Annotated in this window: 9 protein-coding genes and 6 pseudogenes; 8 read left to right on the top strand and 7 right to left on the bottom strand. The window is 66.0% G+C overall.

Features of this window, described 5'->3' with window-relative positions:
• Positions 1-209 (top strand): annotated as a pseudogene (locus WA944_RS06285) (HNH endonuclease); the annotation flags it as partial.
• Between the two features lie 506 nt (positions 210-715).
• Positions 716-7708 (top strand): Calx-beta domain-containing protein, encoded by a 6993-nt coding sequence (locus tag WA944_RS06280; RefSeq protein ID WP_526646584.1) that lies wholly within the window; start codon positions 716-718, stop codon positions 7706-7708.
• A gap of 24 nt (positions 7709-7732) precedes the next feature.
• Here the strand turns inward: WA944_RS06280 and WA944_RS06275 are convergent, their stop codons facing one another.
• Both WA944_RS06275 and WA944_RS06270 read right to left on the bottom strand, forming a co-directional pair.
• Positions 7733-8146, bottom strand: a complete 414-nt coding sequence (locus tag WA944_RS06275; protein WP_526372839.1) for a hypothetical protein — start codon at positions 8144-8146, stop codon at positions 7733-7735.
• Positions 8139-9404 (bottom strand): annotated as a pseudogene (locus tag WA944_RS06270) (sensor histidine kinase); the annotation flags it as partial. The gene WA944_RS06275 and the pseudogene WA944_RS06270, both read right to left, overlap by 8 nt.
• Here WA944_RS06270 and WA944_RS06265 point away from each other — a divergent pair.
• The 3 genes and pseudogenes from WA944_RS06265 to WA944_RS06255 all read left to right on the top strand — a co-directional run.
• Positions 9404-9583 (top strand): annotated as a pseudogene (locus WA944_RS06265) (tripartite tricarboxylate transporter TctB family protein); the annotation flags it as partial. The pseudogenes WA944_RS06270 and WA944_RS06265 sit on opposite strands and share 1 nt — an antisense overlap.
• A pseudogene (locus WA944_RS06260) lies at positions 9584-11125 on the top strand (tripartite tricarboxylate transporter permease).
• A 28-nt stretch (positions 11126-11153) separates the two neighbouring features.
• Positions 11154-11546, top strand: a complete 393-nt coding sequence (locus WA944_RS06255) for a universal stress protein (RefSeq protein WP_526372837.1) — start codon at positions 11154-11156, stop codon at positions 11544-11546.
• Positions 11547-11552: 6 nt separating this feature from the next.
• Here the strand turns inward: WA944_RS06255 and WA944_RS06250 are convergent.
• A pseudogene (locus tag WA944_RS06250) lies at positions 11553-12703 on the bottom strand (hypothetical protein).
• Positions 12696-13637: pseudogene (locus tag WA944_RS06245) on the bottom strand (metal-dependent hydrolase). The pseudogenes WA944_RS06250 and WA944_RS06245 overlap by 8 nt, the downstream one beginning before the upstream one ends.
• Before the next feature lie 105 nt (positions 13638-13742).
• Between WA944_RS06245 and WA944_RS06240 the strand changes: the two are divergent.
• Positions 13743-14369 (top strand): TetR/AcrR family transcriptional regulator, encoded by a 627-nt coding sequence (locus WA944_RS06240; protein WP_526372835.1) that lies wholly within the window; start codon positions 13743-13745, stop codon positions 14367-14369.
• Here WA944_RS06240 and nirD read toward each other — a convergent pair.
• The 3 genes from nirD to WA944_RS06225 all read right to left on the bottom strand — a co-directional run bounded on the left by nirD (position 14359) and on the right by WA944_RS06225 (position 17592).
• Complete coding sequence (gene nirD, locus WA944_RS06235) at positions 14359-14673, bottom strand: nitrite reductase small subunit NirD (protein WP_526372833.1); 315 nt, start codon at positions 14671-14673, stop codon at positions 14359-14361. The two genes, WA944_RS06240 and nirD, sit on opposite strands and share 11 nt — an antisense overlap.
• Before the next feature lie 91 nt (positions 14674-14764).
• Positions 14765-17239 (bottom strand): nitrite reductase large subunit NirB, encoded by a 2475-nt coding sequence (nirB, locus tag WA944_RS06230; protein ID WP_526372832.1) that lies wholly within the window; start codon positions 17237-17239, stop codon positions 14765-14767.
• Positions 17239-17592 (bottom strand): molybdopterin oxidoreductase, encoded by a 354-nt coding sequence (locus WA944_RS06225; protein ID WP_526372830.1) that lies wholly within the window; start codon positions 17590-17592, stop codon positions 17239-17241. The genes nirB and WA944_RS06225 overlap by 1 nt, the downstream gene beginning before the upstream one ends.
• 277 nt (positions 17593-17869) lie before the next feature.
• On the opposite strand from WA944_RS06225, the gene WA944_RS06220 reads away from it, so the two are divergent.
• Positions 17870-19276 carry a NarK family nitrate/nitrite MFS transporter gene (locus WA944_RS06220; RefSeq protein WP_526372828.1) on the top strand — a complete coding sequence of 469 codons (1407 nt, stop codon included), beginning with the start codon at positions 17870-17872 and terminating at the stop codon, positions 19274-19276.
• A gap of 21 nt (positions 19277-19297) precedes the next feature.
• Positions 19298-19364, top strand: a 67-nt coding sequence (locus WA944_RS06215) for a hypothetical protein (RefSeq protein WP_526646586.1), incomplete at its 3' end; no start/stop codon positions are given.

Here is a 19364-nt window from a genome sequence, read left to right as displayed (position 1 = left end):
GCGAAGCCTGCAACTACGCCAAAGAAGCCCCCGGCTGGCAGGTGAGCACCACCGAGGCCGATGGGGAACACCGCGCCGAGTACCGCACCCCCACTGGAGCGGTCTACCACTCCACCGCCCCACCACTACCCGGACCACCGCGCCGACGCCGACTCAGCCTCGTCGAAGGCCAACTCAGCATCGACCTCGTCACCTTCGACGCCGCCTGACGCCGGCGCATCGAAACGGGTTACATTGTTTGCCTACCTATACGTGGGGTGGCAAAAAGAAGTTTGCCGACTGTTATCCATCAAAACTGGTCGTTGCGCCATATGGATAATCCGGTGGCCCAATTCTGTGTAATTTGTGTGGATGTCGCCACGCAATTTGTTCATCGTTTCGACACGGAGGGCGCGCGCCGGTCTCCGCGACAGCATGTCGGCTGTGCGCGCTGCCGCATCAACAACGAGCTTAGCCGCCACGTGGTTATCTCTTCCAGAGAACGCAGTTAGAGAAACTATAACTGTCAACATTGTGGACACGGCACCCTTTGCTCGTAGCCGCAGAGTGGTCTGACGCGACCTCCCGCGACTCGGCGGAGCCTTGTGCCTTGACGACCCGCAGCCGCTGGTGTTTTATTGCCTTTCGTGCTCGTAAATATTCGTCCGTAATCGGAACGAGATGTGGCGGGCGGCGGTATTCAGGCATCAAAGAGTGGAACAGGGGTGCGTTGCTGATGGACTACGGACGTTTTGTGGGTCGTGTTGGAGCGTTAGCTGTGGCGTTGGGAGTCGGGCTGGCCGCTCCCGCGGTGGCGGCGGCCGATCAGGCGGATGACACCAGCGCCAGTGAGTCGAGCGCCGACAGCACAGCTACGGGCACGGGAACCCGGGACACGGACACCCGGGACACGGACACCAAGCGTGCCGATTCGAGCGACGACGCCGACGCCGACGACGATGTGGCCGCCGACGCCGACGCCGACGCCGTGCACGATGAGTCGGGTTCCGGAGAGGACCCGGACACCGACGTCGACCTGCCGGACTCCGAGGATCTCGGCGATGCAGACGAGGAAGCCCCCGAGCAGGACACCGACGCACCTGAGACCGATCCGGCGCCCGCCGACGCTGACCGGGCCACTGAATCTCGCTCCGAAAACGACCCAGCCGAGGTGACTGGCCCGGTCGTCATCGATCCGGTTGACACTGCCGACAAAGCTCCCGCACCCGGCCGGCAGAGCTCGTGGCAGTCGTCGGTGCCGGACACCGATACCGCTTCCGTGCAGTCCGACACAGGCGCGGAATCTCCGGCAGCCGTGACGAATTCCGCACCCCCGATCGCCCCGCCGGAAGTAGCCCCGCAAGCTGCGACGATTCAGACCGGTCTGGGCGGAATCGTGTCGAAGTTCCTCGCCGTCCTGGGGATCGGCCCGGCGGCCTCCAACAGCGGAACGCCACTGCCGTCGTTCGAGTTCGTGATCGCGGTCTTCGGCGCGATCCGCCGCGAGATGGACAGGCTGTTCTCCAATGACGGCCCAACCGCGGCCCTGGTGCTGTCCGGCCAGACCGACATGGACACGGTCGTCGGCGCACTGAATGCCTCCGACCCCGAGGGCGATCCGCTGACCTACGCGGTGGTCGAGGCGCCGTCCCGCGGCAGCGTGGTGGTCGACAGCGCAGGCAACTTCACCTACACCGCGGACCCGGATCTGGTCAGCGCAGGCGGCACCGACTCGTTCGTGATCCAGGTGCGCGACGTCGGTTTCCGTCTGATCTCGACCAGTCCCACCAGAACCCGCGTGCCGGTGACGGTGACGCTCACCCCCGCCGAGGCCTCGGCGACAACCGAACAGAGAACGGCACCGGCAACGGATTCAGCCACGTTCTTCGCCGCCGCGACCGTCAGCGCGAGCACGACCGGCACCGTCTATGACGTCACCACGACCGGCACCGTCTATGACGTCACCACGACCGGACCGGACATCGTGGGTTTCGACCCCACCCGGGACAAGCTGGACCTCGGTGACGTATCGGTGCACAACTTCATCGTCGTCGACACCGCAGAAGGGGTGGGCTTCCGCAATCCGTGGTCGGGCGAGACGGCGGTCGTCCAAGGTGTGTCGCTCGGGCAGCTCACCGTCGACAGTTTCGCGCCGATCATCAACGACCATCTCCGCCAAGATCTTTCGGGCGCGCTGGCGTGGGAACAGGGCGTCACCGCTCAGCCCGGCACCGTATATGCGCGCTCGCACGAGATCGGGCAGATCGACCGCGTTGCCTTCGACCCGGCAACCGACGTCGTCGACTTCCGCCACTACGGCACCCGCGAACAGCTCTACATGGTCGACACCCCGGAAGGCGTCGTCATCTCGAACGCCGGCACCGGCCAGGCTCTGATCCTGCAGGACGTCACCACCGACGAGCTGACCGCCCGCCATTTCGTCTTCCACAACGCGCAGGTTCGCGAAGACCGGCTGCACCTACAGCTGGGCATCGGGACGGTGCCCGATTCACAGATCCTGCCCCAGGGCGTGCCGGTGGCCGGCACCGACAACTGGCCCACCACCACAGGAAACGGTACCCCGCCCACCGGCGAGACCGGCACCACCACAACCATTTCCTGGGACTACGGCACCAGCACTGCGCTCGACTTCGATCCGGCCATCGACAAGCTCGACTTCGGCTGGTTCAAGGCGCACGAGTTCGATGTCACCGAGCTGAACGGCTCGACCCGCATCGCGATCGTCAACAACAACCAGAGCTACTCGCTCGTCGGAGTCGCCCTCGGCGAGCTCAAAACCAGCAACATCATCGCGCTCGACGAGAGCGCGAGTACGAAGTGGCGCAACCTCATCTACAACGCCCCCCCGCCGGTCTCGTCGCCGAGCCTGTCGATCGGCGACGCGAGCGCGTTCGAAGGCAACGCGAACACCACGCCCCTGGCGTTCACGATCAGCCTGTCGCAGGCCTCCACCGAGACGGTGACGGTCAGCTACAGCACCAGTAACGGCACCGCCTTCGCAGGCGCGGATTTCACCCCGACCGTCGGCACCCTGACCTTCGCCCCAGGTGAGACCTCGAAAACCGTTCAGGTGGCGGTTCTCGGCGACACGATGGTCGAGCTCGACGAGCGTTTCGCGCTGAATCTGTCGTCGGCGGTCAACGCCACCATTGCCGACGGCACCGGGACGGGCACCATCGTCAACGACGACGTCGACGCGACGCCCGCCACCCCGCCCGCGGTGTCCATCGCCGACCTCGCGGTCGCCGAGGGAAACGGTGAGCACAGCCATTTCATGTTCGTCGTGTCACTGGACAAGGCGTCGACCGAAACGGTGACGGTGCAGTACGCGACCTCCGACGGCACCGCCACCGCCGGGAGTGACTACGCCGCGACGTCGGGGACGATCACGTTCGCCCCGGGCGTGACGTCACAGCTTTTGCACGTCGACGTGCTGCCGGACACCACCGCGGAGGCAGACGAGACCTTCACGGTCACGTTGTCCAATTCCACCGGCGCCACCGTCGCCACCGTCGCCGACGCCGTGGCGACCGGGACCATCGTCGATGACGACACCGCTGTCGGCGCCCCCGGTCTCAACTCCGGCAATCCCGGCGACGAACTCTGGGGGGAAGCCTATTTCGCGCCCTACGTCGACATGGCAGGATGGCCGGTGCCCGACCTGCTGGCGATCGCTCAGGAGCGTGGCACCTCGCTGCTGACACTCGGGTTCCTGCAGGCCACGCCGGACGGCAAGCTGGCGTGGGCGGGACTCCCCGTCCTGGCGCCGGATTCCGACTTCGAACAGGCGCAGGCGATCAACCAGTCCATCGCGGCGTTGCAGGCCGCCGGCGGCGACGTGATGATCTCGCTGGGCGGCGCGTCGGGCACCAGCCTTGCGCAGTGGTATGCCAGTCGGGGACTCAGCGCCCAGGGGCTTGCCGATGCCTACGTCGACGTCGTTGACACGTACTCGCTCAACCGCATCGACTTCGACATCGAGGGCGCGGCGGTGGCAGACCCGGCGTCGATCGCGCTTCGCAGCCAGGCACTCGAGCTGCTCCAGCAGGCCAAGCCCGATCTGGAGATCTGGTACACGCTGCCGGTCCTGCCCACCGGTCTCACCGCGGACGGCCTGCGCGTGGTGCGCTCGGCGGTCACCGCCGGGGTCAAGCTCGACGGCGTCAACGTGATGGCAATGGACTACGGCGAATCCGCGGCACCCACCAGCGGGCCCAACGCCAAGACCATGGGTGCCTACGCGATCGACGCCGCGCAGGCGACCTATGCCCAGCTGTCTTCGCTGTACGGCGAGTACGGCCAGCAGTTCGGCTGGAACCAGCTCGGTGTCACCCCGATGATCGGCGTCAACGACGTCACCACCGAGGTGTTCACCGTCGCCGATGCGCAGGCGCTGGAGGACTTCGCCCGCAGCACCGGCCTGGGCATGCTGTCGATGTGGTCGGTCGCCCGGGACACCCCGGGCAGCTTCGGCCAGGCGACCCCGTCGGCGTCCGGGCTCGACGTTCCCGCCGGAAGTTTCGGTAACGTGTTCAACGACTACGGCACCACCAGCGTCGTCAGCGGCCCACCGCCGGCGATCTCCATCGCCGATCTGACGATCACCGAAGGCGACGGTGAGCACGCCCACTTCATGTTCGTCGTGACCCTGGACAAGGCAGGGTCCGAAACGGTGACGGTGTCCTATGTGACGTCGAACGGCTCGGCGCTGGCCGGAAGCGACTACGTCGCAACGTCGGGCACGATCGAGTTCGCCCCGGGCGTGACGTCACGGACGGTGCACGTGGACGTTCTCGGCGACACCGCAGCCGAGGGTACCGAGGCGTTCGTGGTGACACTGTCGAGCCCGACGGGGGCGACGATTGCCGACGGCACAGCCGTCGGGACCATCACCGACGACGACGCCGCCGCTCCCACACCGGGCACGGGGTCGGTCACCTACGTGGTACGGGACAACTGGGGTTCAGGGTTCGTCGCCGAGGTGGATCTGACCGCGGGCTCTGCCGGGTTCGACAGCTGGACAGTGGAATTCGACTCTCCGGCGCAGATCAGCAACATCTGGAACGCCGAGATCGTCAGCCACGTCGGCACCCGCTACGTGGTGCGCAACGCCTCGTGGAACGCCAAGGTCGCCGCTGGCCAGACCGTACAGTTCGGTTTCCAGGCGAGCCCGGGCGGTGCCACGGCCACCGCCACCGGCTTTGCCGTCAACGGCGTGCCCACCGGCGGCCAGAATCCGGCGCCCGTGCTGCCGAAGGTGTCGGTCGCCGATGCCACGGTGGCCGAATCCGACAGCGGCACCAGGAACCTGACGTTCGTGGTGACGTTGGATAAGGCGCCGACCTCGCCGGTGAGCATCGCGTACGCGACCGCCAACGGCACCGCAACAGCCGGCAGTGATTTCACTGCCGCCTCCGGAGTGCTGACCTTCGCCGCCGGTGTGGTCTCCCAGCAGGTCGGTGTGGTCATCGCGGGTGACACAGCGGTGGAGTCGGACGAGACCTTCACCCTGACGCTGTCCAACCCGAACGGGGTGACGATCGCCGACGGATCCGCAGTCGGCACCATCACCAACGACGACGTGGCCACCCCGGCGCCTGGCAACTCGTCGGCTTCCTTTGTGGTGAGCGATGATTGGGGATCGGGGTTCACCGCGGCGGTCACCGTCACCGCAGGGCCGTCGGGCCTGGACGGCTGGACGGTGGAGTTCGATTCCCCGGCGCAGATCAGCAACATCTGGAACGCGAAGATCGTCAGCCGGGTCGGCAACCACTACGTCATCCGCAACGAGTCCTACAACGCCAAGGTCGCCGCCGGTCAGACGGTCAGCTTCGCCTTCCAGGCATCTCCGGGCGGTGGTTCGGCCACGGCGACCAACTTCGTGGTCAACGGCCAACCTGTCGCCGGCGCGCAGCCGGCCCTGTCGGTCGCCGATGCTCAAGCGGTCGAATCCGACGGTGGCGCCAGCGATATGACGTTCCTTGTGACGCTGTCGCAGGCCTCGACCAGCCCGGTTACGGTCGGCTACACCACCGCCGCCGGAACTGCGACCGCCGGCGTCGACTACACCGCGACTACCGGGGTTCTCACGTTCGCGCCGGGGGTGCTGGCACAGCAGGTCCGGATCGCGATCGCCGGAGACACCACCGTCGAAGCCGACGAGACCTTCACGTTGACGCTGTCGAACGCCAGCGGCGCGACGGTCGCCGACGGCTCCGCTCTCGGCACCATCGTCAACGATGATGTGACCGATCCGGCGAACCTGACGCTGAGCATCTCCGATGCCTCCGTGGTCGAGGGTGAGCCCGGCACCGGGGTCGACCCTGGGTGGTTCAGCACGTCGGGTAACCAGATCGTCGACTCGGCGGGCAACCCGGTGCAGATCGCCGGAATCAACTGGTTCGGTATGGAAAGCGACATCTTCACGCCGCACGGTCTGTGGACCCGCAACTACCAGGACATGATGGACCAGATGGTGGAACTGGACTTCAACACGATCCGGCTGCCGTACTCCAGTGAGATGCTGCACACCACCAAAGCGCCCAGCGGCATCGACTTCAACAAGAACCCTGACCTGGTGGGTCTGTCAGCGCTGCAGATCATGGACAAGATCGTCGACTACGCCGGTGAGATCGGGATGCGCGTGATCCTCGACCACCACCGCAGCAGTGCCGGCGCAGGCGCCAGTGAGAACGGCCTCTGGTACAACGCCGAATACACCGACGCGCAGTGGGTCGCCGACTGGCAGTTCCTGGCTCAGCGTTACGGAGCCGATCCCACGGTGATCGGGGCGGACCTGCACAACGAGCCGCACAACGGGACGTGGGGTGGCGGGGGAGCCAACGACTGGGCGGCGGCGGCCGAGCGGGCGGGCAACGCCATCCTCGACGTCAACCCCAATTGGTTGATGTTCGTCGAGGGTGTCGCGGTCTATGAGGGTCAGTCGTATTGGTGGGGCGGCAATCTGATGGGTGTCAAGGACCGGCCGATCGTGCTCGACGTGCCCAACCGGGTGGTCTATTCGCCGCACGACTACCCGAACTCGGTGTACAACCAGCCGTGGTTCCAGACGGCGAACTTCGGCGAGGCACTGCCGGACAAGTTCGAGCAGATGTGGGGGTACATCTACCAGGAGAACATCGCCCCGATCTATCTGGGCGAGTTCGGCACCAGGCTCACCGACCCCAAGGACGTCATCTGGTACGAGGCGATCACCTCGTACCTCTCCGGCGATTTCGACAACAACGGCACCATCGACATCCCCGAGGGCACGCAGGACCTGTCGTGGACGTTCTGGTCGTGGAACCCCAACTCCACCGACACCGGCGGCATCCTGTCCGATGACTGGAACACCGTCAACGAGAACAAGATGGCGTACCTGGAGTCCATCCAGTTCGACTTCGACGAGGCGGCCGCAGGCGTGCTCGTGCACTTCGAGGTGACGCTGGCCGAACCCTCGGCCGGTTCGGTGACGTTGCGGTATGCGACATCGGACGGCACCGCGACAGCAGGCAGCGACTATGCCGGGGCTTCCGGTGTCCTGACGTTCGCACCGGGCGAGACCAGCAAGACCATCAGCGTGGTGGTGTTCGGGGACACCGTCCTGGAAGGTGACGAAAGTTTCCTCGTCACGCTGTCCAACCCGTCGGGAGCCGCGATCACCGACGGGACCGGCGCCGGCACCATCGTCGACCGCACCGAGGTGTGACTGCGACTGCATGGCCGCCACGGTTCAACGGCCGAGGCGGTACCGACGTTCAGGCCGGCCGACGCCGTACTGCAGGCGAAGTTCGACAGCGCCTGTGCTGAGGAAGTGCTCGAGGTAGCGGCGCGCACTCACCCGCGAGATGCCGACCAGCTCAGCACATTCCGCTGCCGACACCTCTCCGGCGTCGCGGACCGCGGAGATCACCGGTTCGCCGGTCTCCGCGCCGAGGCCCTTGGGAAGCGGCTTGGTGACCGAGGGGCCGCCGAAAAGCGAGTCGATCATCGACTGGTCGGCGCCGCCGGCGGTCTCCAGAGCGTCCGCGCGGCTGGCGAAAGCCGTGAGCTTGGCCTGCAACTGGAATCCGTCCACCTGATCGACGAAACGGCGGTGGATCTCCGCAACCATGAAATCGTCGTCCACGACCAGCACGTCACGCATGGCTGTCCGCCGAGGGGGTGAGCCGCACCAGGAACTGTGCACCGCCGCCGGGCGCGTCGTGGACCTCGACGGTGCCGCCGTGCTGTGCGGTGACCAGACGCACCAGTGCCAGGCCGATACCCCGCCCGCCGGGTACATCCGGCTTCGACGTGACGCCGCGGGCGAAGATGGCCTCCCGCAGATCCTCCGGGACGCCGGGTCCCGAATCGCGCACCGAGATCGCCAGCCCGTCGCGATCCTCGACGGTCACGCATGCCTCCGTCGACCCGACCGAAACCTCCACCGCATTGTCGATGAGGTTGCCCAACAGGGTGATCACATCCGTGCCCAACGCCGGTTCCAGGGGCTCCAGGTGAGATCCGGAATCCAACTCCAGCTGCACCCCGCTCTCGGCGGCCAGGGAGGTCTTGGCGATCAGCAGGGCCGCCACCGCGGGATCGGAGATCCGTCGGGTGACCGCGTCGCTGATCTCCGCGCGCCGTCGTGTCAAGGGGCCCAACAGATCACGGACGGAATCGTACTCACCGAGCTGGACCAACCCCGATATCGTGTGCAGTTGATTGGCGAACTCGTGGGTCTGCGCACGCAACGTGTCGGTCACGCTCTTGTGCGAGGACAGCTGCCCCTGCAGAGCAGCGAGCTCGGTGCTGTCGCGCATCGTGGTCACGGTGCCGATCCGTTGGCCCTGACTGGTTGCCGCTCGGCGGCTCAACGCCAACAGCTTGGTCCGGGTGGCGATCACGACATCACGGCCTTCCTCGTCGTTGAGCAGGAACGACACCACCGCGGGGTCGAGACCGACGCTGTCCACCCGGCGTCCCACCGCTTGTGCCGGTGACGCCGAGCAACTCCTGGGCGCTGTCGTTGAGCACCGTGTCTCGCCGTCGTTGTTCACAGCAATCACACCTTCACGAATGCTGTGCAGCAGGGCTTCCCGGTGGTCGGCCAGGTTCGCGATCTCGGCCACCTCCAGACTGCGGGTGTGTTTCTTGCTTCGCCGGGACAGCAGCCACGACGCGACCATGCCCAGTGCCGCACCAAATCCCAGGTAGATCAGCAGGCGCTCGCCGGCACCGCTGAGCAGATCCCACACCGACGGGTAAGCCTCGCTGACCGAGGCCACGGCGAGGACGTCGCCGTCACCGGAGAGAATCGGCACCTGACCGATGAGGCTGTGGGTGCCGTCGATGTCGGTGTCGCCGAACCAGGCCCTGCCCTCGTCGGCACGACTCGGCCCCAAGTCCATCCGTGCGCCGACCCCTGGGCTGGGCCATCACCAGCGCGCTGTTCTTCGCCGGATGCGCGACGGTGGTGGGCAGCAAGCACTATGTACGCAACCTCGCGATCGGGGTCGTGTTGGCCGTCGCCAGCTTTTACGCGTTCTACTCCGGGCTCGGAATCCCGCTGCCCGCAGGCATCTTGGATGGGATCCTGTAAATGGAGAACTTCGACTGGCTCATGCAGGGCTTCGCCGAGGCCGCCACCCCGACGAACCTGATGTACGGCGTGATCGGCGTGCTGCTCGGCACCGCGGTGGGGTGCTGCCTGGCATCGGACCCGCCATGACGGTGGCGCTGCTGCTGCCGATCATCTACAACGTCAGCCCGAGTGCGGCGTTCATCATGTTCGCCGGACATCTTCTACGGCGGCATGTACGGCGGTTCGACGACGTCGATCCTGCTCAACACTCCGGGCGAGTCGTCGTCGGTGATCACCGCCCTCGAGGGCAACAAGATGGCCAAGGCCGGCCGAGCGGCCCAGGCGTTGGCCACCGCCGCCATCGGCTCGTTCGTCGCCGGCGCCATCGGCACCACGATGCTCGCAGCGTTCGCACCCGCGATATCACGATTCGCCGTCACCCTCGGCGCGCCGTCGTACCTGGCGATCATGCTGTTTGCGCTCGTCGCTGTGACCGCGGTGCTGGGGTCCTCGAAGATGCGCGGGGTTATCTCGCTGCTCCTCGGTCTGGCGATCGGAGTCGTCGGCATCGACTCACTGACCGGGCAACCGCGCGCCACCTTCGGCATCCCTGCTGCTCAGCGACGGCATCGACATCGTGGTGATCGCGGTGGCCGTCTTCGCGCTCGGCGAGGCACTTTGGGTCGCCGCGCATCTGCGGCGGCGCCCGGCGGAAGTCATCCCGGTCGGCCGGCCCTGGATGGGCAAGGAGGACTGGAAGCGCTCATGGAAGCCCTGGCTGCGTGGCACCGCCTACGGGTTCCCGTTCGGCGCGCTGCCTGCCGGCGGTGCGGAGCTGCCGACGTTCCTGAGCTACATCACGGAGAAGAAGCTGACCAAACACCCCGAGGAGTTCGGCAAGGGGGCCATCGAAGGGGTCGCAGGACCCGAAGCCGCCAACAACGCCTCCGCCGCAGGAACTCTGGTACCGATGCTGTCGCTTGGTCTGCCCACCAACGCGACCGCGGCGGTGATCCTGACAGCGTTCGTGTCCTACGGAATACAGCTCGGCCCGACGCTGTTCGACAGCGACCGCTGCTGATCTGGACGCTGATCGCAAGCCTGTTCATCGGCAACTTCCTGCTGCTGGTGCTGAACCTGCCGCTGGCGCCGGTGTGGGCCAAGCTGCTGCGCACTCCGCGGCCATACCTGTACGCGGGCATCCTGTTCTTCGCCGCGCTCGGCGCGTTCGCGGTGAACCTGCAACCACTGGATCTGGTACAGCTGCTGTTGTTCGGGCTGATGGGCCTGATGATGCGCAGATTCGGACTTCCGGTGTTGCCGTTGATCATCGGCGTCATCCTGGGGCCGCGCATCGAACGCCAGCTGCGGCAGAGCCTGCAGCTGGGCGGCGGCGACCGGGTGTCGCTGTTCAAAGAGCCCGTGGCGATCGGCACCTACATCATCATGGCGCTGCTGCTGTTGGCACCGTTGATCCTGCGGCTGATGCACCGTAGCGAGGAGAGCCTGTTGATCGTCGAGGACAACAGGGACCAGAAGCAGAAGGCAGGCAGGCTGTGACCGACGAGCGCTCGCGCGAGGAGAATCGATGATCGTCACCGGGTACACGGCGGACAGCTTCGGCCATGCCGCGCTAAAGCACGGCATCGCCGAGGCCAAATTGCGCGACACCAACGTGTTGGTCATCAACGCGACCTCAGGGGAATCCTACGTCGACTCCAGATTCGCCGGGACGCCCGAAGTCCACGACGTCGAGGCCCGGCTGGCGCAGTGCGGCGTGGAATTCGAGCTCGTCCAGCCGGTCGGCGTCGACGCCGCCGACGAACTGCTTGCCGCGATGGGCCGCGAGGAGGCGCAACTGTTGGTCGTCGGCATTCGGCACCGCAGCCCCGTCGGCAAACTGCTGCTCGGCAGCGTCGCGCAGAAGCTGATCCTGGAATGCCCGAAACCGGTCCTGGCGGTCAAGCCCCCGGAGGCATGACCGCGCTCAGGTACCGACAGTGTTCGGCGCCTCCTCGGATATCGACTCGGAGCTCTTCGGTGACGTGGTGAGAACCGCCGCGATGCACAACCCGGCGATCACAAAACACAACACCGCGTACCAGAGGCTGCCGGTGGGGTCGCCTGCCGCCGTGACACCGTCGGTGGCAGCGAGGTACGCGGGCAACGCGGCGAGCCACAGGACCGCCATGACAACCAGATAGCCGACGGCGTAACCGAACATCAGCGGGTTGGAATATGCTGGTGTGGTTGGTGTTTCGCTTCGCTGGGGGCGCCACTGTTCCACAGTACCGGAACGGCGACCACGGTGATGGCGACCAGTTCGGCTGCGTAGACGAACCCGGCCACCGCGGTGCTGCCCGACAATCCACCTGCGAGCGTGGCCGGCAGCGGAAGCACGGCGGTACCGATGGATGCGAGCACACCGACCGCGACGGTGCGGCCGAGGATCTGGCCGCCCGAGAAGGTTCGGCCCTCGTCCACGTGTCGGCCGATGAAGAACTGCACGCACAACGCCAGCGACATCGGCCACAGGGCGGCGAACACCACGACGCTGGGCAGCGGCACCGAGTCGAAGAACGGTGGTTCATCGGGTGGTCCAATGTCCATTCCCACCAACGCAACTGCGGGCCAGATGGTCGAAGATCTCGTAGAACGCATGGTGGATGAAGCCGACGCAGACCGCGCCGATCACGGTTCCGTAGTGGCGGAACACCCCGAGGCTGCGCACGATCTCGAAGGCCACCGTCGCCATCATCGGATAAATCGCCGCGATGTAGAGCGGCAACCGGCCCCAGAGGAACTCGACCGTGAACACGTTGTGCGCGAACATCGTGTCTATGTGCTCGGCGATCCCGAACGCCGTCGGAAAGTACGGGGCGGCTCGATGATGAGCAGATACGCGATGGCGCCGAACCACAGCACGATATTGGTCGGGTCGTTGTGGCGCCGGAGTCGGATGATTGCGTACACGAGGGCCAGTACGGCACCGGCGATCACGGTGAGCTCGAGAAGCGGCAGCGTCCAGTTCTGCAGCGCGAACGGATTGCGGAACTCGACCAGTCCACCGGCCGATTCACGCGAGAATCCCAATCGCGCCGCGAGATCGGCGAAGGTCGGAGTGCACAGATCAGACATGGGCGGTGCTTCTTTCGTCGTCTCGATCGGCTGTGTACCACTGGGTCACGCCGTAGCCGACGGCGTAGCGGTCAAACCATTCCTGAGCCAGCGCGGGGTTGTTCGTTCGCGGGATCGTGGCCGGGGATCTGGCTACGGACGATGCCCGACAGCGCGACGAGCTGCTCCCTGCGGGGGAGATGGCGGAACGCATCGGCGAACGGGCCGTCGTCACGCACCTGAGTGAACGGCAATCGTTGCCGCAGGGCCTTCGTGCGGCGGCGAATCCGGACGTCGACATCGCATCGACCTTGCGGTCCGACAGCGGCACATACCTGTTGAAGTCCTCGGAGGCCAGCCGGATGATCCTCATGACATGCTTGAAGATCGACGGCGCCACCCGCATGCGGTACCACGGGTCGTCGACGACCGCGTCGTAGATGGTCAGCGCCGAACTGCGGTGCTCCACCTCTTCGACGAAGTGCCACAGGAAAAGTGATGCGACCCCGTCGTCACCCGGGGCGAACAGTGTGTCGTCTTGATCGAGCATGAGCTTGAACACCGGGGTGAAGGTGGCCTCGAGATCTGCCGTATACGCCAGACGGTACTTCAGGGGCGTGTTGGCGGTCATCTCGTCGAAGGCGGCGACGACGTTGTCGAGCGTGTCCTTCAGCGCCGGGTAGGCCTTGATCAACCCTTTGGCGTGCTGTCGGTGCGCCATCGCGTGCTGACCCTCTTGGCGGACGAATGCGTCGGCCTCCTCGGCGACGGCCGGATCTCCGATGTGCGGCATCGCCTCGGGGATCATGCTGCCGATCATCTTCTCGAATCCGATGGCCAGGAACGACACCGCGTTTGCCATCGAGGAGAACGCGGGATTGGTCTCGTTCCACACGAAGGGCACCGGGTGACTCGCGAAGGCGAATCGTAGTTTGCGGACTATCAGGTCGGTCACGGTCGAACCTCGGCAATTCTCAGTAATCATACGCTATGGCGGCTAAATGTATGATTACTGTGTTCCGGCTCCGACGTCAACGCCTGTGCTAGCGTCGGTGCCACGATGGCACGCAAACGCCGTGGTTGGAGCGGTGATCCGCCCGCCACCGATGCCGAAGCCGCACAGCGCATCGTCGCCACCGCCGTCGATCTGATCGCCCGGACCGGGTCGGCCATCACGATCGCCGACGTCGCCGAGTCGCTCGGGGTCATCAGGCAGACGGTGTACCGCTACTTCTCCACCGCCGACGAGTTGATGCGCGCCGCCGCGATCGCGTCGGTCGACGGATTCCTCGATCAACTCGCCGCACACGTGCACGGAATCAACGACCCCGCCGATGCCATGACCGAAGGGGTGATGTTCACCCTCGACGCCGTCGTCGCGATCCCGCACCTGGCGATCCTGCTGTCCGCGCCGAGTCCGGCTGCCCGCCCTAGTGAGGTCACCTCGGAACTGGCGCAGGACTTCGGTATGCGGATGATCACCCGGTTCGACGTGGACTGGGCACACTACGGCTACGACGACGCGGCGCTGCGTGATCTGGTCGAGTTCACGCTGCGGACCATGCTGTCGTTCTTCGTCGCTCCCAACGACCCGAGCCGTTCGCCTGCCGAATTACGGCTGTTCCTGAAGCGGTGGCTCGGCAGCGCGATCACGGCGCAGGCCGGCGCAGGTGACCTCAGAGCGTGACCCGGATGTTCCCGTCCACGGCCTCGACCGGATAGCTGCGTACCGACATCTGGGCTCCGGAAACCTCTGTGCCCGTGCAGAGGTCGAAAGTATGGTTGTGCAACGGGCATACGATGACGCGGTCGTCGGCCAGACCGTCGGCCAACGGACCGCCCTTGTGTGGGCACACCGCGTCGACCGCCCGCAGCGAATCGTCGCGCAGTCGGAAGACCGCGATCTGGGTGCCGTCGATGGCAAACGTGCGGGCCTCGCCAACCGGGATCTCGTCGACCCGGCCGATGTCGATCCTGACGGCATCGCTCATCGCGCCGGGTCCATCCGTTGGGACTGCGCCCAGGGTGTTGTTCTTGCCGGAATCAGCGCCGTGAGCGCAGTCTCAACGACTCTCACGTCACTCATCGCACGGGCACCCTGGGCAGCGGCAGCAGCGGCAGCGACGACCGGAACTGGCCTTCCGACGCCGGTTCCCGCCCGTCCTGCCACGGATCGCGGTAGGCGTCCACCGACTTCTGCATCCGCTCGTCCAACCCGGCGATGAAGCTCTCGTCGGGCTCTTCGACCAACACGGCGCGCAGGTGCTCGATGCCGAGCCTGGGCACCCACTTGTAGGTGCGCTCCAGCCAGTTCGCATTCTCGCGGTAATACTGGATGAACCGGCCCGTCAGGGTGATCACCGCCTGCGGGTCGTCGACGGTGGCCAGCAGATCGCCCTTGCGGACGTGCGCCCCGGCCGCACCGCCGACATAGACCTCCCAGCGTCCTCCCTCGACCGCCACCACACCGAGGTCCTTGCACAACGCTTCCGCGCAGTTGCGTGGGCAGCCGGTGACAGCCAGCTTCAGCTTGGCGGGGCTGGCCAGCCCCTGATACCGCTCCTCGATCGCGATCCCCAGCGCGGTGGAATCACCGAGGCCGTATCGGCAGAAGTCGCTGCCGACACAGGTTTTCACGGTCCGGAAACTCTTGCCGTAGGCGTATCCCGACGGCATGTCGAGGTCCGCCCACACCGAGGGAAGATCCTCCTTGCGCACCCCGAGCAGGTCGATACGCTGGCCGCCGGTCAGCTTGATCATCGGGATCTCGTAGCGTTCCGCGACGTCGGCGATCTTGCGCAATTGGGCGACGTCGGTGACCCCGCCCTTCATCTGCGGCACCACCGAGAACGTGCCGTCGCGCTGGATGTTGGCGTGCACCCGGTCGTTGATGAACCGCGCGTCACGCTCGTCGACGTACTCGTCGGCCCACATCATATCGAGCAGGGACGCCAGCGCCATCTTCGAGCCCGCGTCCTCCCGGCCGTCCGGAGCCAGCGCGGCGAACACCGAGGACACCGAGTGCAGTTCGAGCTCGCGGATGTGCCGCATCAGCGTCGGCTTGTCGTACGGAATGCCGGGCACGTACCACGACGCCGACGGATCCTCGGTGATCGCCCCGCCGGCGGCCCACTCCACCACCTGGCAGACCAGCTCCTTGCACGAGCCGCACCCCTTGCCTGCCTTGGTTTTTGCCATCACGCCGGCCACCGAGGACTCGCCGCCGTGCACACAGTCCACCAGCGCGCCCTTGGAGACACCGTTGCAGTTGCACACCTGGGCGCCGTCGGCCAGTTCGGCGACCCCGACACCCACATCCGGTGTGCCGATGTCGAACATCAGCTCCACCCGCTCGTCGGGCAGCGGCATCCCGCTGTCGAACGCCTGCGTCAGGAACGACACCTTCGACACGTCGCCGACCAGGGTGGCGCCCACCAGTTTCCCGTCACGGATCACCACCGTCTTGTACACGCCGTGCTTGGGCTCGGAGTACTGCACGAACTCGTCATCGGGATGTTCGGGGCCCTTGACGCCCATCGAGGCGACGTCGACACCGGCGACCTTGAGCTTCGTGGCGACCCGGGAGCCGTGGTAGGCCGCACTGGTATCGGCACCGGTCAGGTGGTCGGCCAGTACCTTGGCCTGCTCCCACAGCGGCGCCACCAGCCCGTAGACCTGGCCGCGGTGCTGTGCGCACTCACCGACGACGTAGACGTCGTCGTCATCGACCGAGCGCATGTGGTCGTCGGTGACGATGGCACGCTCCACCGTCAGGCCGGCCCGCTGTGCCAGCCCCACGTTGGGCCGGATGCCCGTCGCGATCACCAGCATGTCGCAATCCAATCGGCTTCCGTCGGCGAAAGCGATCGCCCGGAGCCGACCGTCGGTGACGACCACCTCGGTGGTGCGTTTCTCGGTGTGGACCGTGATTCCCAGCGATTCGACCGACTTGCGCAGGATCGAGCCGGCCGGATCGTCCAGTTGTGCGTTCATCAGGGTCGGTCCCGCGTGGACGACGTCGACGGTCAAGCCGCGATTCTGCAGTCCCCGAGCGGCTTCCAGCCCCAGCAACCCGCCACCGATGACGACGGCTTTGGTGCGGTTGGCGGCTTCGGCGATCATCGTGGCGGTGTCGTCGAGTGTCCGGAAGCCGAACACGCCGTCAGCCAGGGTCTTGTTGTCGGCCCACAGCCCCGTCATCGGGGGGAAGAACGACCGGCTTCCGGTGGCCAGGATCAGTTTGTCGTAACGCAGTGCGGTGCCGTCGTCGGCGTGCACCAGGTGGGCGAAGGTGTCGAGTCGGACGACACGGACCCCGCTGCGCAGGTCGATATCGTTGTCGAGGTACCAGTCCAGGGTGTTGAGGTAGATTTCGGCCGGATCGTCAAGGCCGGCAAGCACGTTCGACAGCAGGATGCGGTTGTAGTTGCCGTAGGGCTCGTCACCGAACACGGTGATGTCGAACTGATCCCGGCCGCCTCGGGCGAGGACCTCCTCGATGGCGCGGATCCCGGCCATCCCGTTGCCGACCACCACGAGGCGGGCTTTTTTCGACATCACACCTCCACGAGGCCCAGATCGACGATCACGGTGCCCGTGGTGCCTTCGGGGGCCGCGACGTAGAGCTCGAGCACCGTGTCGGCGAGCAGATCCTCCACCACCCGTAACGCCACGTGGGTGGCGCCCGCGGCGGCGATCGGGAAGTAGCGCATCGGTGTGCCGTCACGGAACAGGATCACGGTGACCATCTGCTCGGCGGAGTTGCCGCCACGAAAGTAGACCGGCTGCGAGGTGGCGCCTGCAGGGACCACGTAGCGCAGTGATTCGTCGATCAGCAGCGGTTTTTGGTATCCGCCGCCGTCGAACTCGAACACACCTTGCAGGAATCGAGGGCTGCTTCCGTCGGACATGGCTCGAAGCTAGAAGCCGGTTGTTTCCGATTCGTTTCGCCCGCAAGTCACCCGTGCATCCCCCTGATCACTCACCGACCACCTCACGGTGAGCTGACCTGCGGTGTGAGGGCATGTTTTCATCGCGGTCACCAACGTGCAACGGATGCGGAATGCCCAGGCAGTAAACCTGGGACAAGCCCGAACGCAGCGTTGCGGTTTCGGGCGGGGAGTGTCTGGCACAGCCGTCGGCGGCGGCAGTTGACCGCATCGGATCCAATCCACCACAGGAGACATCATGACCGTTACGGATAGCGAGTCGACGGGGGCTGTCACCACGGCGCCGTCCGAGGCGCCCGGTCGTCATCGGGGCAAGCACTGGATCGACGACTGGCGCCCCGAGGACCCGGAATTCTGGGACACCACCGGGCGTCCCATCGCACGGCGCAACCTGATCTACTCGATCTTCGCCGAACACATCGGTTTCTCGGTGTGGCTGCTGTGGAGCATCGTCGTCGTGCAGATGACGGTGGCGGCCGACGGCACCGCCACCGCATCCGGCTGGGCACTGAGCACGTCCCAGGCGCTGTGGCTGGTCGCGGTGCCCAGCGGGGTGGGAGCGTTCCTCCGGTTGCCCTACACGTTCGCCGTCCCGGTGTTCGGTGGGCGCAACTGGACGGTGATCTCGGCGTTGCTGCTGCTGATCCCGTGCCTCGGGCTGGCGTGGGTGGTGAGCAACCCGGACATCCCGTTCTGGGTGCTCCTGATGGTCGCCGCCAGCGCCGGATTCGGTGGCGGCAACTTCGCGTCGTCGATGGCCAACATCTCGTTCTTCTACCCGGAGAAGGAGAAGGGCTGGGCGCTGGGACTCAACGCGGCGGGCGGAAACATCGGAGTCGCCGTGGCACAGAAGGTGATTCCGCTCATAGTCACCATCGGCGCGGGCGTGACGCTGTCGCTGGCCGGGCTGTTCTACGTGCCATTCGCAGTGGCCGCGGCGGTGTGCGCGTTCCTGTTCATGAACAACCTCACCGAGGCCAAAGCGGACGTCAAGCCGGTCTGGCATTCACTGCGGCACACCGACACCTGGGTGATGTCGTTGCTCTACATCGGGACGTTCGGTTCGTTCATAGGGTACTCGGCGGCGTTCCCGACGCTGCTCAAGGCGGTGTTCGACCGTGGTGACATCGCGCTGACCTGGGCGTTTCTCGGAGCCCTCATCGGGTCGATCGCCAGGCCGTTCGGCGGCAAACTCTCGGACCGGCACGGCGGAGCGCGGATCACCGCGGTGAGCTTCGTTATGCTGGCGGTCGGCGCAGCCGGTGCACTGTGGTCGGTGCAGGCCACCAACATGCCGGTGTTCTTCATCGCCTTCATGTTCCTGTTCATCGCCACCGGAATCGGCAACGGCTCCACCTACCGGATGATCTCCAAGATCTTCCGCGTCAAAGGCGAGGACGCCGGCGGCGACCCGCTGACCATGCTCCACATGCGCCGCCAGGCCGCAGGTGCACTGGGCATCATCTCGTCGGTCGGTGCGTTGGGAGGGTTCATCGTGCCGCTCGCCTACGCCTGGGCCAAGTCCGAGTTCGGTAACATCCAGCCGGCGCTGCAGTTCTACGTCGGCTTCTTCCTCGTCCTGCTGGTGGTGACGTGGTTCTTCTACCTGCGCAAGGGCAGCCGGATGGCGCAGGCGGGCGTCTGACGCGGAGATGACGACATCGCGATGACGACGCGCACTGCCTGCTCGTACTGCGGGGTCGGCTGCGGGATCTCGGTGGAGACCCGCACCG

Source organism: Mycobacterium sp. (assembly GCF_049683355.1).
GTDB lineage: Bacteria > Actinomycetota > Actinomycetes > Mycobacteriales > Mycobacteriaceae > Mycobacterium.
This window is presented reverse-complemented; position numbering and strand designations above follow the sequence as displayed.

What these genes read in the sequence shown, in the direction of transcription:
- nirB (WP_526372832.1), bottom strand. Translation starts at nt 17,239, where the DNA reads ATGTCGAAAAAAGCCCGCCTCGTGGTGGTCGGCAACGGGATGGCCGGG.
- WA944_RS06225 (WP_526372830.1), bottom strand. Translation starts at nt 17,592, where the DNA reads ATGTCCGACGGAAGCAGCCCTCGATTCCTGCAAGGTGTGTTCGAGTTC.
- WA944_RS06280 (WP_526646584.1), top strand. Translation starts at nt 716, where the DNA reads ATGGACTACGGACGTTTTGTGGGTCGTGTTGGAGCGTTAGCTGTGGCG.
- WA944_RS06275 (WP_526372839.1), bottom strand. Translation starts at nt 8,146, where the DNA reads ATGCGTGACGTGCTGGTCGTGGACGACGATTTCATGGTTGCGGAGATC.
- WA944_RS06255 (WP_526372837.1), top strand. Translation starts at nt 11,154, where the DNA reads ATGATCGTCACCGGGTACACGGCGGACAGCTTCGGCCATGCCGCGCTA.
- nirD (WP_526372833.1), bottom strand. Translation starts at nt 14,673, where the DNA reads ATGAGCGATGCCGTCAGGATCGACATCGGCCGGGTCGACGAGATCCCG.
- WA944_RS06220 (WP_526372828.1), top strand. Translation starts at nt 17,870, where the DNA reads ATGACCGTTACGGATAGCGAGTCGACGGGGGCTGTCACCACGGCGCCG.
- WA944_RS06240 (WP_526372835.1), top strand. Translation starts at nt 13,743, where the DNA reads ATGGCACGCAAACGCCGTGGTTGGAGCGGTGATCCGCCCGCCACCGAT.